We start from the raw sequence: 26,687 nt of genomic DNA, 5'->3' as shown, positions 1-26,687 counted from the left end.
TGGGAAATAGCCGTGTGTTCCTCCTTTGGCAGATTTTATTACCAGTGGGCATTTTGTTCCAATGCTGGATTTAATACGATTTCATTATACGGAATGGGATATACGTACTTATAAGCCTCCCATTTTCTCGATATATTATCGAGCCATATCAGGTTTCCTTTGGTGCCTTCTGATAATTTGGACTGATCATCGTCGATGAGAAAATAATATACGCCAGGCACTTTGGTAGCTGGTGTTTTCTTTACAAATGCTACATCTGGTTTGCCATCTTCATTTAAATCTATCGGATCATCTATTTTGGGTACATAAAGTCCGATGTAGGATTTCTCCAGGAGTGTACCTGCATTCCATCTCATCAGGTCATAGAAACGGAATCCTTCGAGTACCAGTTCTATGCTTCTTTCTCTCCTGATCTCCAGTAAAACAGGATCGGTGATATCAGAAAAGTATTGTTGCATTAAATATGGATCTGCTGTTGTTGGCATAGCTGTGTTGGTAATACCTGCCCGTTGTCTTAATAATTTGATGGTAAGATTCCAGTCAGCCGCAGTAAAAGTCTGTAATTCTGCTTTAGCTTTAGCTTCGTTTAATAATACTTCAGCGTACCGGATTATTGGAATAGAGTTATAGTTCTCTGCTACACCATCTGTTCCCTTGCTATCAAGGGTGAATTTCAATGGTTGATAACCGGTATAACTATAGGTGAAGTCAGGAGGAGCAGGTTGCCCTTCCCGGGTGTAATCGCCCATTCTGATTGTTTGTTGCAAACGCAGATCCCTGTTCTTTACTTCTTGCTGAAAGGGAATATTATTATATTCGTCCTGATCAGTAAACCTGCTGCCATCGATGTTAAGATAGGTATTGGCGAAGGTTTTGGTTAAACTTATTCTGTTGCCATAAGTTGCACTCGTGTAAAACCAGTTCGCATCATTGAATACACGTAAACTCTTGTTGCAAACATATACCAGTATTATTTCATTATTCAATGGGGTTTCACTGATGAATAAATTACGGTAGTTCAACTTTGTATCCCCGCTGGTATTTAAAGTGTACTTCCCACTTGTTCTTACTGCTGCTGCTGCATTTGCAGCCTCTTGCAACCATTTAGTATAGGTGCCCAGGTTCAATTCTGGATGATATTTACGAAAGGTGCCTTCAAATAAACACACTTTTGATTTAAAGGCTAACGCTACCCATTGTGTTATCTGTGAGCAGGAATTGTCTTTTGTATTGCGGATATTTTCACAGGCAAAGTTCAGATCAGCTAATACACTGTCCATTACCAGGGTTCTTTTATCTCTGGGTTTATATAGTTCCGGATCGCCTATGTTTAATGTTTTGTTGTACCATGGCACATCACCAAAGCGTTTTATTTTCTCAAAGTAGATAAATGCCCTGAAAAAACGAGCTATTCCTTCATAGTGTTTTTTGGCTTCAGTAGGGATTTTGGCCTGCCCGAAATGCTCCAGAAAATAGTTTTCATTTTCAATAATTTAATAGTCATTAGAATGTTACATTAATACCTACTGTATAGGATTTTAACATGGGATATGACATGCCGTTACCAGCGCCAGGGCTTAATTCCGGATCTGCGCCTTCGATTACTTCAGGATCCATGGTACGCATGAGGCGATAAATAGGAGACCAGGTCCAGAGGTTTTGTCCGGTGAAAAAGATTCTTGCATTTTTCATGTGTACACGGGAAGCCCAGGCTGATGGAACGTTATATCCTACAGTGATATTTTTTAAACGGATATAGGCAACATTTTGCACATATTTTGATTGAAGTACGGTGAGTTCTGCATTTGAGTTCAATGCAGTATATCCCCTGAATCTTGGAAAGTATGCGTCTGGATGCTGTTCTGACCAGCGATTATTCAATATGGCAGTTGGCATCCAGCTATAAGGACGATTATATTGTCCCCAGAAAAGAGAAGCATCTGTACCAGGCCACCATTGTCTTTTTCCCACACCTTGGAAGAAGAAATTCACGAAGAAATTATTCCAGTTGGCGCCGCCAGTGAATCCAAATGAATAACGTTCCTTATAATTATAATTCAAACGAAAGAAACTGCCTAGTGTTCTCCATTCATTACCACCACCTGTAAGTGTGTAGTTAAGTCCATTGAGCAGCGAGAAATCGGGCAAACTGGAATTGATTAGTCCGTTGCGCTGATAATAGCGTGCTTTAAATAACTGATGCTCGTAATTATAACCGAGCAATATTTTGAAATAGTGTTGTCCTAAATGTTCTTCGTAATCTGCATATAAATTAGCACCGGTATAAGTGGTTTTACCATTACTTTCATTCATCTTGCTTTCGCCTCTCTGCAGTATTATGTCTGGTGCTTTGCTATAAGGAACAGGTGTATATAATCTGCTCTCAACACTATCGGTATAGGCAAAAGTGAAGTCACCGTTTACATGCAATTTGTTTTTCAGGAAGGTGGCGTAAAAGCATGAGGTATTGCGGATCAGCTGTTCATTTATATTTGAATAGTTATTATCGGAGATGAAGCTGCCAAATACAATAGCTGCATTCTCAGTGAGTGTGCCATCAGGGTTCTTCAGCATGGCAATGGGTACGCCTTTAGTAGGGTTGTATTTAATCAACAAGGAAAAGTTGCTTTTATTAGAAGAAGCCTATATGAGAGTAGTGGATAACAAAGGTCAAATAGTAAAGAGCGAATTATTTGACCTGATAGAGGATTTTAGCATTAAAGATAATTTACTGTCTATACAAACAAGCAAAGAAAATATAGTTGTTGAATTGACCTAAAACAACAATGCCACAGTTTTGTAGTGTCTCCAAAAGTTTGGACAAAAAGATTAATAATTTAAGCGACTTTATTTGAGAGTGTAAAATAAACTACTCCTGTTTTTGAATTTTATTTGTCTCTGTATACCCCCATGGCTTAAGCACTATAGTTTTTGAGTAAAATCATAAAAAATTAGCAGATAATATAAGTCTCCTAATTTCCTGGTATTGCAAAAAAATCCCGCTGTGAAAGCGGGATTTTTTTGTTTTTATAAGTTGATTATAACTGGTATCACTTGTAATATCTATTGTTAGGTTTGATGATTATAGTTATGGTATCCATTGTACACATACCGGGCTGCCCACCTGAATACGTTTTCCCGTATCTGTTAGTAGTCCTGTGTTTTTATTAACTTGAAAAATAACGACATCATCGCTGTTTTGATTTGCTGCCAGCAAGAAATTACCTGAAGGGTCAAAATTGAAGTTGCGTGGTGTGATACCTAGCGTAGACTGAAATCCTATGTTAGTTAATTCGCCTGTAGTATTATCTCTTTTAAAAATAGCAATGGAGTTGGCGTCGCCACGGTTAGAGGCATACAAAAAGCGGCCATCCGGAGAAAGGTGGATGTCTGCCGACCCAATAGTGCCTTTATAATCTGCGGGATGACTGGAAATTGTTTGTACTATTTTGAATTGTCCGTTATGGTAAGCGTACACAGTTACCTCCCCGCTTAATTCTGCTATGAGATAGGCAAATTTTCCGCTTGCGTCAAACGTCATATGACGAGGGCCGCTGCCTGGCTTTACTTTTACGAAGGATGGTTGGGCAGGAGTAAGGTTTCCTGTAGAAGTATTAAAGTGGTACACCATAATTTGGTCGGTGCCGAGATCGTTTACAAATAGATATTTACCATCAGGTGAAAAGATAGTAGCATGGGCATGCGGTTTTTCTTGTCTTTGTGCATTCGGTCCCTTTCCTTCATCTTGTTTTATATCAACTGCATTACCGATTTTTCCGGTTTTATCAACCGGGTATACCAGGTAGTTGCCAGTGTAGTAATTGGCTACTGCAATAAATTTACCATTTGGGTTCACTGCCACATAGCAGGGGGATTGGCCAGCAGTAGGCTGACTATTGACCTGGGAAAGAGATCCATTTTTTTTATCAAATGAGAGAGCGGTAACAGTGCCTGGGCCGTTATTCTCATTCACTGCATATACACTTTTTTTATCTGGAGATATGGCAAGGAAAGAAGGGTTGGAAGCTGCAATATTATTAACAGCTGTAGCTTCTCCTGTAGAGGTATTAAACCGATAAACGTATATGCCTTTGCTTTTACCGCTATTGGTGTAGGTGCCTAATAGTAGGTAGGGATCTGCAGCAGAAGATGCCTTTTGGGCATGGAGGGGGGCAAACGGCAGCAAAGCAAGTGTTGCAAGCATGCTTATATAAACTAATGTAGTTTTCATGCGTGGTAAATGTTTAAAATTGAATATCAATTTTAATAAAAATAAACAAAAAAGTAAAGGACTGTTATTGGTAGGTCCTTTTTAATTGGTTGGGGGAAATGCCATACCTTTTTTTAAATGCATAAGAAAAGTGTGAGAGATCTTCAAAACCTACTTCCAGGTACACATCGGATGGTTTTTCTCCTTTCTTCTCAATAAGGAACCTGGCTTCCTGTAGTCTTTTTTCCAACAGCCATCGCCCGGGAGAGGTGTTGAAAATTTTTTCGAAATCCCTTTTAAAGGTCGTCAGGCTTCTTCCTGTTAGATAGCTAAAGTGCTTCATGCTCACATTAAACCGGTAATTCTGGTTCATAAAGGACTCCAGGTCTATTTTACCTGGATCGCCAAAGTCAAATAATATATTTTTAAAATCAGGGTTTATTTTTAGTAAGAGGAGTATTATTTCTTTTTTCTTTAAAGAGATAAAGTGATCATATTCATTGCCGGTTAAAGGCAGGTAAGGCGTAAGCGACTGTATGTAAGCATTAAGTAAAGGATGGGCCGGAAGTTTGATGACAGCCTCTTTGCTTAACACGTTATTGGCAGTATAGTTATATTCCTTACTGAAACTTCTTAGGAAATCCTGGTTAAAGAAAATTGAAATAGCCGTAAACGGCCCATTAACAGAAGGTTGTTTAATATATTTAGCCAAATGGTTTCTTTTGGCAAATCCATAGTCTCCGGATTGTATATGATATTCTTTGTTCCCGTCATAAATAGTTATGGCGCCGGTCACTATGTACATAAAAATGTGGTCAGGAATAAACTGTTCATTAGAAATAGTTGGTGTAATATGACAAGAAGCAGGTAGCTTAGACGATTCCATCACTTTGATTTGTATATAAAAATACTAAACTGTAGACTTACGCTTTAGCAAGTAGCTTGATGTCTTTTATTTCCAGTATTGGTTGTGCATAACCCTTTAATACGCTGTTAATCATCGCCAGCCCTACTTCCTGCATGGTGCTAACCTGGTTAGGGAAGAGTGCGTGCAACACCGGATATAAGCGTCCGATAAATTTATAGTAGCCTTTTACATTACGCTGACCAGAGCTAGGTTTCATAAAGCCGGGCCGGAAATGGTACACTTTTTTGAATGGTAGGCGGGAGAGGGCATTTTCAGTTTTGCCCTTTATCCGGGCCCACATGATTTTTCCTTTTTCAGTGCTGTCTGTAAGGCTACCGGATATATAGGCAAATATCATGGTGGGTTGTAGCTTGGCTAGTACGTTGGCGAAGTGCAACGTGGTATCGTAAGTAATATAACTGTATTCCGCTTCTTTCATTCCCACAGAGCTTATTCCTGCACAATAAAAGCAGGCATTATAGCCGGTTAATTGATCGGCAATGCTATCCAGGTTAAAAAAATCAGGCACAATACATTCTTTCAGTTTAGGATGTTGTATACTATATGGCCGGCGGTTTATCATGAGTACTTCTTTTACATCCGGGTGCTCGAGGCATGCAAGCAGTACCCCTTCTCCTACCAGGCCGGTAGCGCCTGTAATGATTACTTTTATTTCCATAGATGACTTCCTTTGATTGGTATAGCTGCAAAGCTCAATAGAAAATCAGACAATTCCTTTGTTGAAAAGCCCGAAGTCGCTTTGTTAAAAAGCTCATTTTTGCTTTTAGTACGGTGGTAATATGTCTGCAAATGCAATATTCTTTTTCTGTTTGTGAATAAGGAAGCTGTAACGTTCCTTCAAACAAAAGGATTTTGTGCCTGTATTTGTTTAGTTAACAGGGTAACAACAAGAAAGATATTACGGAATAAAACAGAAAAGCCGTCTTCCAAACAGGAGACGGCTTTTCTGCTATGTTGTGAACAGCTTATTAGCGAAGTATATTCACCTTAATGACTTCTGATGCTGGGCTTATTTGCCCGATCACCAGGTTGTATTTATTAGGGCCTACACTGCTTAATTTCAATGTTGCCTTTAAGGTGTCTACTCCAGCAGGTACTGAATTGGCTGGAATAGAAACAGTGGTGGTGGTGGTCAGGAGGTTCCGTGGTAATACAATGCTACCGGTATTGGAAAGTCCGCCGCCTAATTCATAGGTGATGGTAATATCCTGTTGTTTAGCAGTTCTTACCTGTACGCCTACTGAAAAACTTGCGCCTTGTTTAACGTTGACATCTTTTTTTGAACTTAGTTCTACATAAGATGAAACGGTGTTTGAAAAATTATAGTCATCTCCTGAGCTGTAAGATTTCTTGCAGGAAGCGAAGCCGATGGCTATTGCCGCCATTGCCACCAGGCAGGAATATTTCGTTATTAATAGTTTTTTCATAATTACTTTTTACAGATTAAAGATCGAACCACATTTTGTCGCTGTATAAAGGAGCTGGCTTAGGGATATTGATATTTGCAGAAATTTCATCCGGTGCAAATCCCCAGCGTCTGATCAGTCCTCCGCTAGGAGCCTGTGGTGGTACTGTTAATGCGGGTACTTCCTGGCCGTCGGGGCCAGATCTTCTCCACTGGGTAAATCCTTCGAGTGGTCTGTCCATCAGGTCTATCCATTGTTGTAAATGGATTTCAGCTACAGGATCAGCGATAGTAGTAAGATCCGCTAATTGTGAACTCATGTAAGTCTGGATGTCTGCAGGATCAGCTTCATAAAACGTCATGGCAGTGGTAAGGGCTTGCTTGTACAGTGTTTGTGCCTTTGCCAGGTCTTTGGTTACGCCGAGTCCGCGGGCATAAGCTTCTGCCTGTAAAAACAGTATTTCCTGATAGCTGCACAGTAAATCCGGAGCATCGGCTCTCTGCAGGTATGAACTGATATAAGAGTCGTTTTCATCGGCTTCCTGATCGGTGCCAACGCCACGGTACTGACCATCAGCGCCAGGTTCGAAATATTGTGGAATACGAGGATCGTTCTTAGGCAACATATAATCGATCACCGCTTTATTTGCCAGGAACATATTATTCTCACCTCCGTTCAATTCATTTATCAGTCTGTATTTAGGATTATTCCTGGCGGCATCTTTACCGTAAGGGAATTTCCAGGCTTCCGCAGCACTGGCGATCATCGCTTCGGGTTTAGCCAGCAATGTGCCGATGGCGGCTGCTTTAGATGGGTCTGCATCTACCATGAGCATCAGGGTCCTGAACTTCAGTGAAGTAGCCAGCTTTTTCCATTTGGCAATATCGCCGTTATAGAAAAGATCGTAATCCTTGATGATCAGGTTAGGCTGGCTCTCATCGAACTGTGCTACTGCTTCATCAAGTAATTTGATAACATTTTCCAGTACATCCTTTTGCTTATCATAATGAGGATAAGGGAAATTTGCATTCCAGGCTTCGGAATAAGGTACATCGCCATACAGGGTAGTGGCTTCATATACCAGTTCTGCCAGTACAATTTTACATTGTGCAATAGCATTATTATTTACCGGAGTGCTAGACAGGGCAGTTTTAATTGCCAGTTGCAGGTTATTGCCACTGGTATTATAATATCCTTTCCACACGTTACCCAGAGAATAGGTACTGATATCGTAATCGTTTATTTGCCCCCAACCAAAAGAGCCGCCGGTAGCAATGGCCTGCGACATGAAAGCCAATGGTAACCATCCGTCACCGCTACAGCGGGTTTCGGAATAGGCGGTAATAGCGTATCCGAACAATAATTTAGGTTCTACTTTAGTAGCCTTTGTTGGATCGGTGTTAATATCCAGGTATTTTTTACAGCCAACACCCATGACGAGTAAGGCAGCGGTTAAGCTATAGGTGAATATTTTTTGCTTGAATAATTTCATAAAATTTCTTTTGGTTTCAATTAGAATGATGCACGCAGATTTATACCCCATGATCTTGTACTAGGTACACTGTTGAATTCAACACCTTCTCCTACCACTGAGCTGTTGGCGCCAAAGAAGTTCAATTCAGGATCGATATGAGGCACGTGAGACTTGATCAGCCATACATTACGTGCTTCCAGACCCAGTTCCAGTCCTTTGATCACTTTTTGGTTGCCAAGCAACTTAGCTGGCAGCGCATAGCCTAAACGTACTTCACGCAGTTTGGCGAAGGAGGCGTCGAATACGTTGCCCTCTGTATTACCAACAGCAGCATAATTGCTCCAGAAATCCTGCATGCTTTGTACTGGTGTAGCGTTCGGGGTAGACTTGCCGCTGCCGTCTACATTTACACCTTTATCTATGAAGCGGTTTTCCCTGTTGGCGCCAGTTTCCGCTGCCAGGCCAGAACCTCTCAGGCTGGCTACTGTACCGGAATACATTACACCACCCTGACGGATGTCGATCAGGAAGCTTAAACTGAAACCTTTATAGTTGAAATTATTATTGATACCCATAGTCCAGTCTGGATAGATATCACCCAACCGGGTAACGTCGCCAGCTAAACGAAGACCATTTTTAGGGTCAATGATTACATTGCCATCTTTGTCGCGTTGCCATCCTTTACCGTATAATCCGAAGGTTTCTCCTTTATGAGCAGAAACGCTCAGGTTGCTCCAGCCGGAAGACATGTTATATAAATCCAGTCCTGGGTACAGTTCTTCCACCACTTGTTTGTTTTTGGCGAAGTTTACATTCATAGACCAGGTAAAGTTTCTGGATTTTAATGGTACCAGGTTCAAAGCTGCTTCCAGCCCCTTGTTTCTTACCCTTCCGATATTGGTGTTGTTGGCAAAATATCCGGTAGAGGTAGGAACAGTGATGGCAACAATCTGTTGCTTGGTAACGGTGTTATAATAGGTAAAGTTTAAGCCTATACGATTTTTCAAGAAACTCAGGTCTGTACCGAGTTCAAAAGTATTGATCTTCTGCGGTTTTAAGTTAGCCAACGGCAGGGTTCTTGGGCCTGTGAAAGCAGTGCTGATAGGGCCAAATGGGAATACTGTTGGTTGGCTTGGGAAAAACTGAACGAAGATGCTGGTTGCCGGAGTATAGGCAAAATCCAATTGGTAAGGTCTTTCATCGCTACCTACGCTAGCCCAGCTGGCACGTACTTTACCGGAAGTCAACCAGCTCCATTCTTTAGTAAATTCAGAGAACAGGAAGCTGCTGCTTACAGAAGGATAGAAGTAAGAATGGTTGTTGACAGGTAAAGTAGAAGACCAGTCGTTACGGCCGGTTACATCCAGGAACAGGTAATCTTTGTAGCTTAAGCTCAGATCTCCATAAACGCCCACCAAACGTTGTTGTGTAAAGGCGTTAGACGGTGTTTTCGTAGCAGCGTTATCGTAAGAGTATAATTTATCGATAGTCAGATTTTGTGCGGTTACGCTTGTTCCTCTGTACAATCTGTCGTTAACGTTGTGTCCGGCCAGTAATTTTACTCCCAGGTCCTGGAAGAAAGTTTTCTGGGCGGAGATCATAAAGTCGTTGTTGATCTGGCGGTAGAACAGGTCGGCAGTAGTAAAGGAGCCTCCGGTAAAGGTGCTACCTTTGCGGATAATCCCCAGTCTTTTTTCTGTATAGATATCACCACCAGCGTTATCAGAGATAGTTAACCAAGGCAATGGTTTAAGATCCATAACAACGTTTCCGGTAATACGGTCTATATCATTAGAGTTCCTATTATAGTTCATGATCCAGAATGGGTTGTTACCAACCGATTTATCGGAACTCAGGAAAATTTGTTCTCCGGTAATAGGATCTTCGAAGTGATTTCTCAGTTTGTTAATGTCGGCGTTCCTTGGTAAGCTAAAGATAGCTCCGGTAAGGATATTAGGGTTATTGGAGCTTTGGCTCGGACGTCCGTCTACCTTAGTTTTAGAATAACTTACTGCAACACGGGAGCTCAGGATTTTATTGATCTGGTGGCCAGTATTTAAAGACACCACATATTTATTCAGGCTGCTTTGAGGGATCGCACCGGTTTGATTGGTGCTGGTTAAGCTCAGTCTATAATCCGACTTATCGCTACCGCCAGATACTGCTACGTTGTTGATATAGCTTACACCTGTTTGGAAGAAGTCTTTTACGTTATCAGGATAAGCTTGCAAGGTAACATCATCGCCCATAAAGTCTTTTACTTTCACATCTGTTACGTCACTCATCTTAGGTCCCCATCCATTTAATGATTTGGTATTGTACTGGCCTAAGCTACCTTGTGCATATTCATTTTGGAGGTCAGGAAACCTCAGGATATTATCGAAACGTACGGAAGAGTTTACGGTTACAGAAACGGGCGAGCTCATCTTACCTCTCTTGGTAGTGATGATGACAGCGCCATTTTTTGCACGGGCACCATACAATGCTGTAGCAGCCGGTCCTTTCAGTACGGAAATGTCTTCTACATCATCTGAGTTGATATCGCCGGCCCTGTTACCATAGTCAACGCCATCTCCAGTGGTACCACCTGCGGTGGCATTGTTATAGATTGGCATTCCATCTACAACAAATATAGGCTGGTTGTCTCCATTGATGGAGTTAGCGCCTCTGATGATAATTTTGGCGGAACCGCCAAGGGTACCAGATTGGTTATTAACGCGCACGCCGGCAATTTTACCTGCCAGTGCGTTCACCATATTGGTTTCGCGTGCTTTTACAATCTCGCTGCCTTTTAAAGTACTTACTTCATAACCCAGTGATTTCTGCGATCTGGTAATGCACAATGCAGTAACTATTACCTCGTTCAGCTGTTTGTTGTCTTTTCCCAACGCTACGTTAATAGTGTTCTCGTCTCCTATTTTCACTTCTTTAGGTGCATAGCCTATGAAGGTGAATACAAGGGTGGCTTCTGACGGAACATTCAGCGTGTAAGTACCGCTGGCATTTGTCAGGGAGCCTTTCAAGGAACCCTTAATGATAACGGAAACGCCCGGCAAAAGGGAGCCGTCTTTGGCATCGGTGACCTTACCCGTAATCGTTCGGGTTTGTGCGAACGCGTGCAAGGCGCTCATGGCCATAAAAAGGCCCAGGAGTAATCCTCTTTTCATAAGCAATTTAATTTTGGTAATTACTATTCTTTAAATGATCATACAGAATTTGTGTATCTATAACTTATAGGCTATTTAAGACCAGCAGCAAATCAATGGGAAATAATAAACTTCCCGTTTTTATTGGCAGGTAATACAGAGTTTAACAATGTTGTAACGCTTCATTGTGAGGAACATAATCAGGCGGCACATTTCATAGGGCTCCTTTACAAATTAGACATAGGCGATCTACAAACGATATCATCTCTATTAGCAAAAGTGTTAAAGCATGGGCAAACTACTGTGGATTAATTAATAACAAGATTTTAGGTTTTGTAATTTTGGTAGATGTCAACATCCCACTATCAGGATCATACATAAATCATATGCATACCCCCCAGCATACCCCGGCCTCTAAAATTAGAAATTATCCTTAAAAAGTTAAAGAAAAATTAAAAAAATGAATCACATGATAAGTTTATGAGATATTTTATAAGATCGTAACATATGGTAGCTGCCTGTTATGATTGCTTTACGGGGGAGTCATAAACTGATGCACAATAATAATATAGTGGAAGGCCTCACTGCCTTGTATCATATTTGAAGCCTGTATAAGCGATGTATAATAATGTGTTGTGCGATTAAAAAGCTAGTCTATTTAAGATGATTTAGCGGCTTATTATTTTTAATAGTCCTTATCGGGAGCCGTTTCAAAGTTTTGGATAAAATTTAAAATTGCCATCGGCATTAGTAGAAGGTTTGAAAACAGATTTGATAATGTCCTAAAATAGATTGAGATTTCTTGAAAGGTTGTGTATAAGAAACATTTAATTGGCATTAAATATTCTTTGATATATTAATTGTTAATATAATATATAATTTCTTTAATTCTACAATACATTTAAATATGAAAAAAGTAACGGGTCTTGGCGGCGTATTTTTTAAATGCGATAATCCGCAAGGTATGAATGAATGGTACGCCAAAAACCTTGGATTGGCTACCAGTGAATACGGAACAAAGTTTGAGTGGCGGCAGGCCGATAATCCGTCGAAAAAAGGGTCCACAGTTTGGAGCACGTTTCCGCAGGATACCGAATATTTCAATCCATCAGCCAAGCCATTTATGATTAATTACCGGGTGGAAAATATCGTTGTGCTGGTAGATGAACTAAAAAAGAACAACGTAACCGTGATTGATGAGATTGCGGAATATGAATATGGCAAATTCGTCCATGTGCTCGATCCAGAAGGGAACATTATTGAGCTTTGGGAACCCAAAGATGATTTGGAGCAAGATAACGTGGCAGGGTAAACTATATTTCATATAGAGATAATCCCCTTAAAATTTGGCCTTTATGCTCTCGCACAACACGTTATAGTAATTTCTCATGATCGGCTTGATCCTTTCAGCAAAGTAAAGTTGAGCCCCTGAACAAAAAGCATATTCATTTGTCATGGTATTTTTATGCTGTTATATTAAAACGGCGATTACGCATGATTACATACATTCATCAATATTACCTGGCAGAAAAGGGTACTGCTATGATTGGGATTATACTGGGTATATTATTCCTGGTTATTGCCTTGTTGTTATGGAAATTATCTCCTGATAATCCATTAACGAAGGGGTTGATCACCGGTTTATTGGTATCAGGTCTTTTACAACTTGTGCTTACTGGTTCTTACACAGTGGTATTAAGCCGGAAGATAGCCGGTTTATCGCAGTTGCAGGTACAAACGGATCGTGTGCTGCAAGAAACGGAGATCAGCAGGATGAAGAAGGTATTTGCCTCTACGTATCCTATGGCCCTGGCTATGGACACTGTTTTTATTGTGATGGGATTGCTCCTGGTATTTATTACTTCTTCCCCATTTTGGAAAGGAATTGGGTTGAGTTTGATGGCATTGGGTACGGTGGCGCACATAGGAGAAGCGTTTTCTATGCAGAAGAATGCTGCTTATCAACAAAAAATAACTGCTTTAAAATTTCAATAACATGAGCAATGTTGTATTAATTACTGGCGCCTCTTCCGGAATAGGCAAAGCAACAGCAGCGTTGCTGGCTAAAAGTGGCTATACTGTTTATGGGGCTGCCAGAAGGGTGGAAGGCATGAACGACTTGTTGCCGCTAGGTGTAAAGCCCATTGCCATGGATGTATCAGTGGATACTTCTATTGTAGAAGGGGTAAACCATATCTTGAAGGAGGAAGGGCGTATAGACCTGCTCGTGAATAATGCGGGCTTTGGGTTATACGGCGCCGTAGAGGAAGTAAGTATGCAGGATGCCCGGTATCAGCTAGAAGTGAATGTGATAGGTTTAGCAAGGCTTATCCAATTGGTGCTGCCAGGTATGCGGCGGCAGCATGCTGGTAAAATTGTGAATATTACTTCTGTAGGTGGTAAAATAGTAAGTCCGTTTGGCGCCTGGTATCATGTTAGCAAGTTTGGTGTAGAAGCCTTAAGTGATGCCTTACGATTAGAAGTAGCTTCTTTGGGAATAGACGTGATTGTGATAGAACCAGGTGGGGTGAAAACAGAGTGGGGAGACATTGCTATGCAAAACCTGGAACGTACTTCTTCCAAAGGCCCTTATGCCAACAAAGCAAATAAGATGGTGGCTTTGGCGCAAAAGTTTGCCAACCGTAATGCTGAACCTTCTTTGATAGCCCAGCTGATATTAAAGGCAGTTACCGTTGCAAAGCCGAAAACCCGGTATCACGCCGGGTTTATGGCAGGTACAGTATTGTTTGCCAAAAAATGGTTGTCTGACAGGCAATTCGATAAAATGATATTAAGCCAGTTAAAGTAATAGTTATAGCCGTATTTCAAACAGACTGGAGAAACAACGTTTATCATGTGCCGGTAATTAAATTGGAAGAAGTGATGGAGATGAACAGCTATATTTTAGCGCTTCAAAAAAAATTTGTGTTTATGTATTTTAATTTCCTACATTTGCATCCCGCTACAGAAAGTCGGACACGGGGCGTAGCGTAGCCCGGTATCGCGCCTGCTTTGGGAGCAGGAGGTCGCAGGTTCGAATCCTGCCGCCCCGACGAAAAAATAAAACCCGCTCCAAGAGCGGGTTTTATTTTTTGCCTCAAATCACCTGTTTGATAGTGATCGAATAGCCAATGACTTCTGGGTGCGAATACAAAAAAGAATTTATAATTCTCGACATTTTATCTGGTCTGCCCAAGAGGTCTTAATACAAGGTCATTTACATTAATATTTCCAGCCTGACTTATCGCATAAATTACTGCATCTGCAATCGCCTCTGCTTCCATTACAGGTGCGGCAGTGTTATTACTCAAATACAATTCATTTATTTTGGGACTTGTAATGGAACCTGTAAGTTCAGACTTTGTTGCACCAGGATAGATTGTTGTAACCTTGATATATTGTGCTACTTCTTGGCGTAGGGTATCCATGATCGCCCGAACCGCATATTTAGTGCCACAATAGACACCAATTCCAGGATTGGTTCTGATACCGGCTATAGAAGAAGTAGCTAAAATATGACCGCCTTTTCTTTCCAGCATATGTGGAAGTACGGCGTTAATACCATACAACACCCCCTTAATATTAACATCGATCATTTTATCCCACTCGTCTACCAAACCTTCCTCAAAGAAAGATAATGGCATAATACCGGCATTATTCCAAAATACGTCAATATGGCCAAACTCGGTAATAGCCCTTTTAACTAGCCGGTCCAGGTCACTGCGCTTGCTAACATCGGTTACTTCATATATTGCATTATTAAGATGATTTATTCTATCTTAACTACCGGCCGGATCTGTTTTTGGGGCCATTATACCTCTATTAAGTCTTCTGGCTGATAATTTTCTCCAAATACTATCAGCGAGCTTTATCTCTTTATCTGTAAATCCATATCCTTTTTTTAATATATGTTCATTTGTAATCTTTAAAATCTGATCAATGCTTTCTTTATCCCTCATCATTTTATCAATAGTAGCAAGTAATTCAGCATTTTCGATTTGATAAGGTAAAAGTATCTTTTCCACTTCACTTGGCATTAGTTCTAAAACCCCACCACCATGACTTCGTCCGCAAACTTCTGAAAATGCAAGAGAAAGGGAGTTATAATAGCTGGCTGTGAATGCTTTAATATCCGTATTCTGTTTTAAAAATACGCGGTGCATTGTATCTGTTGTATAAGCTTTAGCTTCATTGATGATAAGTCGTGGATATAAATTGTTTCTTCGAATAAATAACGCATCAGATATTTTTATTGAAGGCACAACGAACCAATCATCCCGAATACCTGTTTTATAGCCTTTATTAACTCCCATAGATTCCCCAAATTCTATATAAGAGTTTGCTCCCTTATTTCCATTAAGTTCTTTTTTGGAAGGAAATACTAATAAATGAGCTTTGGCTTTGGATTCCCTATTTAGTTTCCAATCTCCTTTTGTGAAAATCACACTGTTGACCTGAACACTTCTACCAACCATTGGCTTAGCAAATTCCTGTAAGTTATATGTTTCAACTACTGTCAAAGGAATGGTAAAGTAATCATTAGCACCTGTTGTAATCCCTACTTCTACGTTTGCATAACTTCCAATCGTGGGAACGTTTCGCTTTGTGGCTATTTTTTCAAGAAAGTCGATCTCCTCTTGATCCATGAAATAATATGTCCACTTATTGGATCTAAAGTCAATTTGTTTGGATGGGCTTTTTAATCTATTTACATCTAATTTTTCCAAATCAGAAGCGTCTTTTAACTCCAAATGTTCAATTAAATGAGAGCTGCTATCATTTTTTTCGCAAAGCAATAAGACAACTTCTTGTTGAATATCCGGAAATACTAACTTTTCAAATGAAATAATATTAATCTTATTATAAAAGTGAGCTAAGAACTCACGCAGTTGTTGAGCATAAGATACCTGTAAAAGTTCAGCAGGGATCACAAAACCGATCTTCCCCATTGCTTTAAGTAATAAGCTTGAACCTACTACAAACGAAACCCAGGCATTTGTAAGCTTAGAATATTTTAATTTCGCCCGATTAAATATTTTAGTTGCTTCTGCTTGCTGTGCTTCATCAAAATATTGATATCGTATATAGGGGGGATTGCCTACAACTAAATCGAAACGTTGCGCGGTTTCATTACAATAAAGATGAAAATCAATATTAATTACTGATTTTTTGTTGAGATTTATTTTATCTGCCTTATTGGCTTCAATTTCATCAAATTCTATTGCAGTAACAGTCTTAAATTTATAGTTATTCTTCTTTAGTTGTTCGAGGAAAATGCCGTCTCCACAACTTGGTTCTAAAATTTCATAATTCGAGCTTCCGTTTATACCCCATTTTAAAATAAATGCAGCAATAGCTTCTGGTGTATAAAAGCCCCCTCTTAACTTTTCAGCTGTGGCGTTCTCAATTAGCTTCATATAAATCTTTAATTAATGGGATTAATAAATCGTCATTGCCTAAGTTGTATAATTGTGCTAAGAGTTTATCTAACGCTAGCTTTCCTCTAACAAATTGACCTTGAAGTGGAGTTTGTGCCCTTTTGTTTCCTACATTGGCATCAATTTGAGCACAGATATTGATAAGATCTTTTTGAGTCTCTACAATACTATCATGTAATGCTTTTTCTTTGGAATTGGCGAAGTTAATTTTACGGATCGGTAAGTTTTTTAACACTTTCGTTCCTCTGGCGATATAACCACTACGGAAAACCTCACCTCTTAAATAGATAATCCACTCGGTATATTTAGAATTTAAAATTGCCTGAATATAGTAGATCGAATAAGGGTTGCCTTTTGATAAATAAATACTACAATAACCTGCGGTTCCTCCTGCGGTATGCAATGTTTTGGAAAAGTCTAAAGGGTATTTTTCACCAGTAGACATTACACCGATAACAATTTTTTCGGAAATATTTCCAAGCTCTAAGTATTGACTTCGACCGAAACGATACCACTCTTCATCTGTTTTAGGAACAGGTTTAATATCTCTTTTTTGGAGTCTTGATTTTTTGTTAAGAAGGTATTGGTATGCGAACGGATATTGGGCTTTTAATTCTTGAACAGGTATAAATTCTACTTTCCCTGCTACCAGATGGTAAGGAAATATAACAAGTGTATTAGGTCTTAGTGTTCTATAGGTGTTTAATTTATCTTCTCCCTTTTTTCTTGATGTTTCGTAATATGGCTGAACAATTTCCTTTTCAATTTTATATGTTATGCCTTCTTTTTCAAAATAAATATAAAGTTTATTTTCTTTGATCGGCTTGATTACAAAAACGTCATTTGCGCTAGTCTGAATGCCATTATTAATGTTCTTTTCCCCAACAATATCTTCCAGGTTATCGCTTTGTTCTAATATTTTATTATATGTATCCTTTAAATATGGTGGTACTAAAAACCAAAGTTCATTTGATAGTTCTGAAATATCAATTACATCAGTCACAATATTTTTAAAATTCCGGATTTTCCATTCCGTTAGATTTTTAACCTCCGTATAAGAAAACTTATCTTGTTTGTTTTTTGAAAGAATTAAAATACTCGTATAAGTGGTTTTGTCTGCAAAAATTTGATTTGCACCAAATGATACGATCGAATGTAAATATCCCTTACTTGCTAATTCCTCCCTTAAATTTCTGCCAGCGCCAACCTTGGTAAATTTACCGGGAACTATATATCCTAAAATTCCGTCTTTATTTAAAAGATTAACCCCTTGTTCTATAAAAAGAAAATATTTATCAAATTGTTTATACGCAGAAATAAAGTTGCTCTTATAAAGTGGTAACTCAAGTGGAGTAATATTTTTCATATCCTCCGATTTCATATAAGGTGGATTACCTACAATAACGTCAAATTTTATCTTTGAAAAATCAAAAGGATTAATAATTACCTGATCTTTTGTGTCCATCACCTGTTTAGGGGCCAGTAAACTATTGCCATAAAAAATATTATTAGCTAAGTCAGGCAATACAGGCTTGCTTTTGTTGGTTGAATTTACATCTTCATCTTCTAACAATTTAAGCAGTAAGCCAAACTTAGTCGCTTCTACGGCATTGTAGTCCTTATCAACTCCAAATATACAATTCAGTAAAAGCTCTCGTTTTATATTGAATGGAAGTTTGTAAGTATTGATATTTGTCTGAATTAATTTTGACTTGTTTGTCTTTAAATAATAGTCAATTAACTTATCATTGAGTAATTGGAATAGTTCTAAAAGAAATGCACCCGATCCGCAGGAAATATCTGCAAATTTTAGGGTTAGTATCTCCTTGTCTGTTTTACCTTCGCATTTAGATGAAGCTGTATTTCTTAGAATATCATTAATAATAAAAGTTGGGGTAGTTATAATATCCCTATCTGCATTTTCCGGCTTTTTAACCAATACGATTAAACCATTTTGTACAACTAACTGTTCGGAAAGGAAAATCTCATAAATACTTCCTAAAACCTCCGATGAAAATACAGAAAATGAGTAGGGACTTTCTGGATAATACAATTGCCTAATAATCGTCCAAAAAATCGAACTCACATTTTCAATTATCTTGTCTTTTAAGAGTTGTTCAAACAGCCCAGAATTATACCGTTTGTCTGCTTGTTCAAATTTTTTGATAAGTGCATTAAAATCATTTGTGTTCGCACATTTTAAAAGTGTTTGATAATCTTCTAAATTTCGATCTTCACAAACACGCAAGAATAGAATCCTATTCAAATAGCTTTGTACAGTATCATTTAACCGTTGTTCACCAATGGTTGGATCATATTTATATATTTCGGCACCTAATAATTTTCGCCATTCGTTTATCTGATTTAAGAAAAGATTATCAACGGAATATTGATTTAATTTGGCCTCAATACCTTGCCACTCTACTTCAAAAGCCCCTGAATAAACAGCCTCCCGCCCCAAAAAGCTCTTGATTTCCTCGAATTTGTCTTCGTATTCAGTATAATGATATTTTCTAACTAAGGCTTTTTGAAAATTGTCTTCCTGTTCAACCTTTACAGATGTGTCATAAATTATAAGATATTCAAAATTTGAAAGAACTGATATTTTCAGTTTGGCAGTAAACCCATACCGTCTAATTTGCTTCGCAGTATCATTATCCGATTCAATTGAAACGCAAGGCTTTTTAGCCTCTATAAAAAATTTTCTTTCAGAATATAATCGGAACGTATAATCGGGTTTTTTAGCGTGATCGGAGGCATTCACTTTTAACGGTTCTTCTAGAATGACTTCTCTTTCATTTGTCGGCCTACTTGCATTATTCTTTATATCCCAGCCAAGCAACTCGAAAAGAGGGTCTAAAAAATCACTGCGCAATAATGTCTCATTATATTTGGAGGTCAGGTAAAAATCCCTGTCCGCTTCATATTTTTCTAAGAGTTGCTTAATCGTCATTTCTTTTTGTTCGATTTTAAATATTTAACTCTTTTCTCGGCAACTTTCAGCGCTTTTTCGCCAAGATCTTCATCTTGAATTTCATGCAATATTTTATCGCTAAGAAATAGTACTAATAGTTCTTCCGCATTATACTTGTAGATATCTGCAAGTTTCAATACTACCTCTTTTGTAAGTTTGCGTTCACCTCGCTCCATTTTACTCAAAATAGCTACATCCATATCCATAATTATAGATACTTTCCGTAATGGGAGATGTTGTTGCTCTCTTAATTGCCTGAGTTTTTCACCAATAGTCTCTGTTGACATATATGTTGTTGACAATAAGTGTCAAAAGTAATAATTCCTATTAATTACTCTCACTTTAGGCTGAAATATTTTTCAACATTTTAAGGCGGTAGTCATTAAGCTATTCAATTACTGAATAAGCCTTTTCCTGTTATTCTCAATCTATAATTGGTACAATATGCTTGACAGTTTCTATTCGGTCGCCCCAAATGATTCTTCAATCTACTGTTTATGATGCTGTATTGGTGCTTTAGCATGGGCAATGGATGGCCTATTACTGTCCGGCTACCGCCTAACCTTGTTCATTTCCAATTGTTGTTTAATGCTTCAAATCCTGTTGATCTTGCCAAAGAAAAGCCGCCCTCGCTGTCCTTTCTCTCTTTTAGTAATCCCCAGGGGCAAGACTTTTCTTCAACTGCTATATGATCGCATAAGCTTTAAAATTCCCAATCATAATAATTAATTATCATTTCTTGTAACTACCTCAATTATTAAAATCCCGGTAACATTACTATCATAAATTAGAGTATTAACTCCCTTCATGTATGCTGAGCATTATAATTTTATCTTGCGTCAACCTTCAAGTTTGTATAGCTATTTATTTATTTAACATCCTGAAACCTAAAGATAATTTTGAGAAAGTCCTCAATGCCTTTCTCATCATGCTGTTTATTCACCTGGCGATAAAGCTGTTCCTGCTTGTTGTATTAAAAAGCAATTTCCTTTATAATAACAACTCAACCGGTTTTGGGGTGTCATATGGACCATTATTATACCTTACCACGCTTCTTTATATAGCCCCAACTATCCGGCTTCGGACCATGGTGCTACATATGGCTCCTTTACCATTATTTACATCTATTTTTTTAATCAACAGCGCCGGGTATCTGAGAGGCGTTATCGCTCCCAATATCATTTATGCATATTCATTTGTTTATCAGCTATTTAGTGCTGCATCGCTGCTTATTTATCCTTTGGTTTCCTGGCGTTTGTTAAACAAGCATGTATCCTTCAATATTCCGCAGTCGGGTCATAAATTAAGGCTGTTGAAATCCATTATCCGCATCATGTTTACTGGTATCTTGTTGGGACTTTCTTGTATTGCCACCTATTTTATAAAAACAGGAAGATGGGATATTAACCCATGGATAATGCCCTATATCTGTTTCATATTGCTTCTTGTGCTGATTCTCCGGTATAAGATAGAAACGATATCGGCTTTCCAAAAGGCTCCGGAAATAGTGAAACCTGAGGAAGCCAGCAACGTTTCCCCTGACAAGCATTACAAAAAATCAGCGCTCGACGAACAGATGATGGATACCTATGAAGCCAGCATTAAAATATTCATGGAAAAAAGTAAAATATATCTTGAGCCTGAAATTTCTCTGGAAGACCTTTCTGAAAGAGCTAAAATCCCTAAGCACCATATCACACAATTATTAAATGAGCGCTTAAACAAGAATTTCTACACTTTTATTAATGAATACAGGATACAGGAAGCTGTTGCAAAACTGAATGACCCCTCCCTGGATATAAATATTTTATCGTTGGCCTATAATTGTGGGTTTAACTCAAAATCTTCTTTCAATAATTATTTCAAAAAAATAACGGGTCTTACCCCTTCCCTGTATCGCAAAAAGGTACAACAAAACATTCCGGTAACAATTCAGTAAGAATTACGTAACAAGGATTATATTTTATAACTTATTGATTATAAACCCTATAAAGTCGATCATTTGTACGTGCCACATGGCTTGTACTTATTGCAGACCTTCCCATCTGGCGCTGTCGTAATAGTTTAACAGCCGGCTCATTTTTGTGGCTGGTACCTATTCAACTATTACCTAAATCAAAAACGAAAATGAGATTATTTACTTTAAGCAGGGTGTTTATCTCGCTATGGATAGCCCTTGTGCTAATCGCGGGCAATGCCATTGCGCAGGAAAAAATAGTAAAAGGGAAAGTATCGGGCGTTGATGGAGCCGGTATCCCTGGTGTAAGCGTACGTGAAAAAGGAAAATCCGGTGGTGTTTTCACTAGTGCAGGTGGAGATTTTTCCATCCAGACTATTGGCTCTTCTCCCGTACTTGTTTTCTCTTATGTAGGCTATTTGTCCCAGGAGGTAAATACAGGGAGCGAATCTACCCTTGCTGTTACATTAAGGGAAGATACCAAACACCTCGATGAAATAGTGGTAACAGCTATGGGCATCAGAAAAGAAGCAAAAAGGCTCGGTTACTCTGTACAAGAAGTAAAAGGGGCTGATCTGGTGAAAGCCCGCGATGCCAATCCGATCAATTCACTTACAGGTAAGGTGGCTGGCCTTACTGTAGGAGCCAATCCAGAAATGCTGGGACGTCCTGAAATTGTACTCAGAGGTAGCAAAGACCTGCTATTTGTGGTTGATGGAGTACCCATTAACTCCGATACCTGGAATATCAATCCAGACGATATTGAGTCTTACTCCGTGCTGAAAGGCGCTAATGCCGCTGCCCTATATGGTTTCAGAGGTATTAATGGCGCTATTGTGATCACTACCAAACGCGGTACGAAAAACTCAAAAGGCTGGCAGGTAGATGTGAATAGCAGCACTATGCTGGAAAAAGGTTTCCTGGCCCTGCCAAAGATCCAGGAAGAATACGGTAGGGGAACAACTTTTAAATATAGCTACGGAGATCAGTTATATGACAACGGTCAACGTTTGCCAGAATGGGGCCCGCGCTTTGAAGGGCAGATGATAAAACAATATGACAGTCCATACGATCCGGTTACACACGTGAGAACTGCTACAGCATGGACGGCACGTGGAAAAGGCAACTTCGAAAAATTTATGGAAGATGGGCTGATTAATACCAATAACATCTCCCTCGCTACTGCTACAGACCGGTCTGATATCAGGATCTCTATGTCTAACATGAACCAGAAAGGTATGAACCCCAACACCAAATTACATACCTATGCCCTGGCACTCAATGCTGGATATAAAATCACAGATAAACTGAAAGTTGAAGCCAGCGCCAATATCAATAAACAATATTCACCTAATCTCCCGGATGTAAACTATGGTCCTAACTCCTACATTTACATGTTCCAGGTATATGGTTCGGCCGACTATGACATTAACGATTTAAAAGATATTTACAAAGGCCCCCAAGGCGTACCTAACCTGATGCCTTATGCACAGGAATATGGACGTGAAAACAGCGCCTGGTTTATGGCGAAAAAATGGTTACGCTCCCATGATAAAACCGACATCAACGGATATGTAAAAGCCACGTACAAATTCAATGATGCATTAGGCCTGAGCCTCCGTTCACAGATTACTACTTGGGACCAGTTAAGAACAGAACAGGTGCCTGCCGGTACTAACTTAAATACCTACACGCCATGGTACTACTTTGGTTGGTATGGTGATTATCGCGAAGACCGCAGAAGTCTTTTTGAAAATAATACTGATCTGATCCTGAACTTCGATAAAAAAGTGGGAAGGTTTAATGTTGCTGCACTGGCTGGCGGTAGCATGAGGTCATTTAATTATAATTCTTTGTGGGCAACTACCAAGGCGCTGGCTATTCCTAACGTATATGTACTAACTAACTCAAAAGAGCAATACTCTTCTTACTCTTGGGATTCTAAGATGCAGGTATACAGTGGTTTCTACTCCTTTGATATCACTTACGACCGGTACCTAACCTTATCACATACTGGGCGTTTGGACAATGTTTCAACATTGGCAAAAGGTTATAATACCTTCTATTATCCTTCTGTTTCCCTGAGTTCAGTGATCAGTGATTATGCTAACTTGCCTAACGTTATTTCCCTGCTCAAAGTACGTGGTTCTTATGCTAACGTAAAAGGAGCACTTACCTCTCCAACTGCTGCTTCCGCTTTCACACAAGTTACAGGTAAAAGCATTAACGGCGGTTTGTTAGGATATGGCACAGATTTGTATACTTCCTACGATGGACCTACCTATGCCAACCAGATGGCATATAGCCTGGCTAACTATTATAATAACCAACCTTCCGCAGATTTTTCCAGCACAATCAGCAATCCTACACTGAAGCCTTTCAGCGTATCTTCCTATGAAGCTGGAGTAGATCTGAGACTGTTTGGTAACAGATTAGGAGCCGACTTTACCTATTTTACAAGCTTAAATGGACCGCAGATCTTTGCATTGGGCGTAGCGCCTTCTACTGGTTTTAGCGCACACAATGTAAACGCTATCACTTCTAAGAAGAATGGCTTTGAAATTGCGCTTACTGCTGCTCCGTTGAGAAGCTCCAAAGGGCTGAACTGGGACCTGTCTTTGAACTATGCCACTTACAAAGAAACGCTCAATGATATCTATGGCAATGAACAGGCAGTGACCCTGAATAACCATAATTACAAAAAAGGAGAAAGACTGGATGCCATTTATGGTCCTGGATTTGTACGGGATGGTTCCGGAAATATCGTATATAGCGGTGGCTTGCCATTAAGAGCGCCTTCTGATATTGGCAACAACGTTTTGTTGGGATATGCTAACCCCGACTTCTCTTTCGGTTTCAGTAACCGTTTTTCTTACCGGAATTTTTCATTCAGCTTCCAGATCGATGGACGTATTGGTGGTAAAATCTACAATGAGGTATATAAAGATGGTATGAATGGTGGAACTTCCTGGGAAAGTGCCAACGGCGACTTTGGTGCTGCCAGGCTGGCCGACTGGCAATCAACTAATAATGGTACAGTAGCTCCTACTGGACATTATACTGCTCCAGGCGTAAAAATTATTTCCGGTACTCCTCGTTATGAAGGCGGTAAAATCACCAACCTGAAAGAGATTCAGTTTGGACCTAATGATGTGCCTACTACCGTTCAGAATTTCATTTCATCTGGTATTGGTAACGTAAATGAATACTGGATGACCGACCGCTCTTTTGCCAAATTGCGTGAAGTAAGCCTGGGATATAGCCTCCCGGCAAAATTACTTAACAATAACAAGTTCATAAAAGGCGCCACTTTTTCACTGGTAGGCAGAAATCTTTTATACTGGGCTAAACGCAAAGATATAGACCTCGACCAGTTTGCTTCCGGATACAACGATACAGACCGGTCATTAGGTAATGGCGGTATCCTGCAAAGCATGACAGCCAGAAGGATGGGCTTTAACATCAACCTTAGTTTCTAATTATTCAAATCATTTGTATGAAGATTTCTTTTCAATATATTACCATTGCGTTGCTGGTAACGTTGTCTGTTATTAGTGGTTGCCAGAAAGGGGATTTACTTTCCAATCCCAATGTTTCTGCCGAGAATTCTACTGTACCAGTATCATTATTGCTCAATCACCTCTCTGCTAACCTGATGAGGGAAGAAGAACCAGTAGTTTCTACCGTATACAGGTATAATCAGAATATTGTTTCCAATTATTCCTATTACTTCGGTAGTAATACCTATAACTGGTCCAATACCAGTCATACCTACGATATGATCCGGTATTGCAACCAGCTGGAAACACAGGCTGCAAAACAGTATGGCAATACCACCAATGTTTACTTTGCTTTGAGCAAATTTTTCAGGGCATATGCGTACATCTGGCTTTCCCAGCGTGTTGGCGATATTCCAATGTCCGACGCTGGTAATATCAACAAGCTCACGCCTGTTTATGACAAACAGCACGATGTGTATAAAAATTGCCTTGCCATGCTGGATACTGCGAATACCATGCTGGGTAGCCTGATCTCATCTGCAAACGCTGCTACTAAAGTGGATGCCACCGGTGATGTATTCGGACTCACTTACCTGCAATGGCGTAAAGTGATCAATACTTACAAATTACGTGTGTTGATTAGTATGAGTAAAAGAGCCGATGATAATGCAGACCTGAACATCAAACAACAGTTTGCTACCATCATCGGAGATCCGGTGAAATACCCCATAATGGCCGCTAATGATGACAATATGGTGTACCGTTACACAACGATCACTTTATATCCTCCTAACCGTTCCGGAAGTGCGCCATACAATAACTGTGAAAATATCAATCAAACCTTTTTCAATGTAACGGCTGCTTACCACGATCCTCGCGTATTTGCGCTTACAATTCCTGCGCCTGCCCAATTATCAGCAGGTAAACAAGTAAGCGATTTTACCGCTTATGTTGGCGAAGACAATTCCAAATCACAGGGTCTTATGTCTAACTTTTCTTCCGATGGAAAATACTCTTCCCTAAGCTACAACCGGTATATGTCTTCTTCTTCAGGAGCCAATGCAGAACCTTATATCCTGATGGGTTATGCAGAAATGTGTTTCAATATTGCAGAAGCGGCATACAGAGGCTGGATTACTAGCGAAGATGTGTCTAACTGGTATCTGAAAGGCATTAAGGCATCTATGGATTGGTATGGCTTAAAACAAGGACAGACGGTTACGATTGGTAATGTGGATGGTTCACTCTCCAATATGGGAACGGCTTTGGTTGATATTAATGCTTTTCTGGCTGATCCTAACGTTGCCTACGATCCGTCAAAAGGTTTAACACAGATACTTACCCAGAAATACGTAGCGTTCTTTATGAACTCCGGATTTGAAGCCTATTACAACTGGCGTAGAACTGGTATTCCAGCTTTCAGCCAAGGTGGTGTAGGCGTTGGAACAGCTAATAATATGATTCCGCTCCGGTGGGAATATCCACAGGATGAAATCACTTACAATCCGATCAATTATAATGCGGCGATAAACAGCCAGTATGGAGGAAGTGATGATGTAAATGGAAAAATGTGGCTGATTAAATAATCTTTTAGTTTATTAAAGATGGCAAACCATTATGGTTTGCCATCTTTAATTCAATACACTTTAATACC

The 26,687-nt window shown here is 39.5% G+C and carries 18 protein-coding genes and 1 tRNA gene; 7 read left to right on the top strand and 12 right to left on the bottom strand.

Annotation, left to right across the window (positions count from 1 at the left end; genetic code table 11):
• Window positions 1-38 precede the first annotated feature (38 nt).
• The 8 genes from ACDQ55_RS01220 to ACDQ55_RS01185 form a co-directional block, all read right to left on the bottom strand.
• Window positions 39-1,490, bottom strand: a complete 1,452-nt coding sequence (locus tag ACDQ55_RS01220) for a RagB/SusD family nutrient uptake outer membrane protein (RefSeq protein WP_420980423.1) — start codon at window positions 1,488-1,490, stop codon at window positions 39-41.
• 13 nt (window positions 1,491-1,503) lie between these two features.
• On the bottom strand, window positions 1,504-2,616 hold the full coding sequence (locus ACDQ55_RS01215) for a hypothetical protein (protein ID WP_420979195.1): 1,113 nt from the start codon (window positions 2,614-2,616) through the stop codon (window positions 1,504-1,506).
• A 472-nt stretch (window positions 2,617-3,088) separates the two neighbouring features.
• Window positions 3,089-4,231, bottom strand: coding sequence for a lactonase family protein (locus ACDQ55_RS01210; protein WP_420979194.1), 1,143 nt, complete (start codon window positions 4,229-4,231; stop codon window positions 3,089-3,091).
• Between the two features lie 64 nt (window positions 4,232-4,295).
• Window positions 4,296-5,096, bottom strand: a complete 801-nt coding sequence (locus ACDQ55_RS01205; RefSeq protein ID WP_420979193.1) for a helix-turn-helix domain-containing protein — start codon at window positions 5,094-5,096, stop codon at window positions 4,296-4,298.
• Between the two features lie 37 nt (window positions 5,097-5,133).
• Entirely contained in the window at window positions 5,134-5,796 is a 663-nt protein-coding gene (locus tag ACDQ55_RS01200; RefSeq protein WP_420979191.1) for an NAD-dependent epimerase/dehydratase family protein, read from the bottom strand.
• A 310-nt stretch (window positions 5,797-6,106) separates the two neighbouring features.
• On the bottom strand, window positions 6,107-6,565 hold the full coding sequence (locus tag ACDQ55_RS01195; RefSeq protein WP_420979190.1) for a hypothetical protein: 459 nt from the start codon (window positions 6,563-6,565) through the stop codon (window positions 6,107-6,109).
• A gap of 16 nt (window positions 6,566-6,581) precedes the next feature.
• A complete protein-coding gene (locus ACDQ55_RS01190) occupies window positions 6,582-8,036 on the bottom strand; it encodes a SusD/RagB family nutrient-binding outer membrane lipoprotein (RefSeq protein WP_420979188.1) in 1,455 nt (484 codons plus the stop codon).
• Window positions 8,037-8,056: 20 nt separating this feature from the next.
• Window positions 8,057-11,185 carry a SusC/RagA family TonB-linked outer membrane protein gene (locus tag ACDQ55_RS01185; RefSeq protein ID WP_420979187.1) on the bottom strand — a complete coding sequence of 1,043 codons (3,129 nt, stop codon included), beginning with the start codon at window positions 11,183-11,185 and terminating at the stop codon, window positions 8,057-8,059.
• An 886-nt stretch (window positions 11,186-12,071) separates the two neighbouring features.
• Here ACDQ55_RS01185 and ACDQ55_RS01180 point away from each other — a divergent pair.
• From ACDQ55_RS01180 to ACDQ55_RS01165, 4 genes are all read left to right on the top strand, one after another.
• Window positions 12,072-12,476 carry a VOC family protein gene (locus tag ACDQ55_RS01180; protein WP_420979186.1) on the top strand — a complete coding sequence of 135 codons (405 nt, stop codon included), beginning with the start codon at window positions 12,072-12,074 and terminating at the stop codon, window positions 12,474-12,476.
• A 182-nt stretch (window positions 12,477-12,658) separates the two neighbouring features.
• Window positions 12,659-13,159 (top strand): hypothetical protein, encoded by a 501-nt coding sequence (locus ACDQ55_RS01175; RefSeq protein WP_420979185.1) that lies wholly within the window; start codon window positions 12,659-12,661, stop codon window positions 13,157-13,159.
• A gap of 1 nt (window position 13,160) precedes the next feature.
• The gene (locus ACDQ55_RS01170; RefSeq protein WP_420979184.1) at window positions 13,161-13,973 is read left to right on the top strand and encodes an oxidoreductase; all 813 of its coding nucleotides are present in this window, start codon (window positions 13,161-13,163) and stop codon (window positions 13,971-13,973) included.
• A gap of 170 nt (window positions 13,974-14,143) precedes the next feature.
• A tRNA-Pro gene (locus tag ACDQ55_RS01165) sits at window positions 14,144-14,217 on the top strand.
• A 126-nt stretch (window positions 14,218-14,343) separates the two neighbouring features.
• Here the strand turns inward: ACDQ55_RS01165 and ACDQ55_RS01160 are convergent.
• From ACDQ55_RS01160 to ACDQ55_RS01145, 4 genes are read right to left on the bottom strand one after another with little or no spacing between them, the layout of a single operon-like run.
• Complete coding sequence (locus ACDQ55_RS01160; RefSeq protein ID WP_420980422.1) at window positions 14,344-14,916, bottom strand: SDR family oxidoreductase; 573 nt, start codon at window positions 14,914-14,916, stop codon at window positions 14,344-14,346.
• A 27-nt stretch (window positions 14,917-14,943) separates the two neighbouring features.
• Window positions 14,944-16,581, bottom strand: coding sequence for an Eco57I restriction-modification methylase domain-containing protein (locus ACDQ55_RS01155; RefSeq protein WP_420979183.1), 1,638 nt, complete (start codon window positions 16,579-16,581; stop codon window positions 14,944-14,946).
• Window positions 16,568-19,555: an Eco57I restriction-modification methylase domain-containing protein gene (locus tag ACDQ55_RS01150; RefSeq protein WP_420979182.1), complete on the bottom strand. Its 2,988-nt coding sequence runs from the start codon at window positions 19,553-19,555 to the stop codon at window positions 16,568-16,570. Before ACDQ55_RS01150 ends, ACDQ55_RS01155 begins: the two co-directional genes overlap by 14 nt.
• Window positions 19,552-19,863 (bottom strand): helix-turn-helix domain-containing protein, encoded by a 312-nt coding sequence (locus ACDQ55_RS01145; protein WP_420979181.1) that lies wholly within the window; start codon window positions 19,861-19,863, stop codon window positions 19,552-19,554. The genes ACDQ55_RS01150 and ACDQ55_RS01145 overlap by 4 nt, the downstream gene beginning before the upstream one ends.
• A 1,025-nt stretch (window positions 19,864-20,888) precedes the next feature.
• Between ACDQ55_RS01145 and ACDQ55_RS01140 the strand changes: the two genes are divergently transcribed.
• The 3 genes from ACDQ55_RS01140 (at window position 20,889) to ACDQ55_RS01130 (ending at window position 26,619) form a co-directional block, all read left to right on the top strand.
• A complete protein-coding gene (locus ACDQ55_RS01140; protein ID WP_420979180.1) occupies window positions 20,889-21,515 on the top strand; it encodes a helix-turn-helix domain-containing protein in 627 nt (208 codons plus the stop codon).
• A gap of 188 nt (window positions 21,516-21,703) precedes the next feature.
• Window positions 21,704-25,012 carry a SusC/RagA family TonB-linked outer membrane protein gene (locus tag ACDQ55_RS01135; protein ID WP_420979179.1) on the top strand — a complete coding sequence of 1,103 codons (3,309 nt, stop codon included), beginning with the start codon at window positions 21,704-21,706 and terminating at the stop codon, window positions 25,010-25,012.
• A 17-nt stretch (window positions 25,013-25,029) separates the two neighbouring features.
• Window positions 25,030-26,619, top strand: a complete 1,590-nt coding sequence (locus tag ACDQ55_RS01130; RefSeq protein ID WP_420979178.1) for a SusD/RagB family nutrient-binding outer membrane lipoprotein — start codon at window positions 25,030-25,032, stop codon at window positions 26,617-26,619.
• Window positions 26,620-26,687 lie beyond the last annotated feature (68 nt).

The sequence above is a fragment of the Chitinophaga sp. 30R24 genome (assembly GCF_049056765.1).
GTDB lineage: Bacteria > Bacteroidota > Bacteroidia > Chitinophagales > Chitinophagaceae > Chitinophaga.
This window is presented reverse-complemented; position numbering and strand designations above follow the sequence as displayed.

Bases quoted from the DNA above. Each gene is read 5' to 3' on its own strand.
- ACDQ55_RS01190 (WP_420979188.1), bottom strand. From the start codon at position 8,036: ATGAAATTATTCAAGCAAAAAATATTCACCTATAGCTTAACCGCTGCC.
- ACDQ55_RS01210 (WP_420979194.1), bottom strand. From the start codon at position 4,231: ATGAAAACTACATTAGTTTATATAAGCATGCTTGCAACACTTGCTTTG.
- ACDQ55_RS01155 (WP_420979183.1), bottom strand. From the start codon at position 16,581: ATGAAGCTAATTGAGAACGCCACAGCTGAAAAGTTAAGAGGGGGCTTT.
- ACDQ55_RS01175 (WP_420979185.1), top strand. From the start codon at position 12,659: ATGATTACATACATTCATCAATATTACCTGGCAGAAAAGGGTACTGCT.
- ACDQ55_RS01205 (WP_420979193.1), bottom strand. From the start codon at position 5,096: ATGGAATCGTCTAAGCTACCTGCTTCTTGTCATATTACACCAACTATT.
- ACDQ55_RS01170 (WP_420979184.1), top strand. From the start codon at position 13,161: ATGAGCAATGTTGTATTAATTACTGGCGCCTCTTCCGGAATAGGCAAA.
- ACDQ55_RS01145 (WP_420979181.1), bottom strand. From the start codon at position 19,863: ATGTCAACAGAGACTATTGGTGAAAAACTCAGGCAATTAAGAGAGCAA.
- ACDQ55_RS01130 (WP_420979178.1), top strand. From the start codon at position 25,030: ATGAAGATTTCTTTTCAATATATTACCATTGCGTTGCTGGTAACGTTG.
- ACDQ55_RS01200 (WP_420979191.1), bottom strand. From the start codon at position 5,796: ATGGAAATAAAAGTAATCATTACAGGCGCTACCGGCCTGGTAGGAGAA.
- ACDQ55_RS01150 (WP_420979182.1), bottom strand. From the start codon at position 19,555: ATGACGATTAAGCAACTCTTAGAAAAATATGAAGCGGACAGGGATTTT.
- ACDQ55_RS01180 (WP_420979186.1), top strand. From the start codon at position 12,072: ATGAAAAAAGTAACGGGTCTTGGCGGCGTATTTTTTAAATGCGATAAT.
- ACDQ55_RS01185 (WP_420979187.1), bottom strand. From the start codon at position 11,185: ATGAAAAGAGGATTACTCCTGGGCCTTTTTATGGCCATGAGCGCCTTG.
- ACDQ55_RS01135 (WP_420979179.1), top strand. From the start codon at position 21,704: ATGAGATTATTTACTTTAAGCAGGGTGTTTATCTCGCTATGGATAGCC.
- ACDQ55_RS01195 (WP_420979190.1), bottom strand. From the start codon at position 6,565: ATGAAAAAACTATTAATAACGAAATATTCCTGCCTGGTGGCAATGGCG.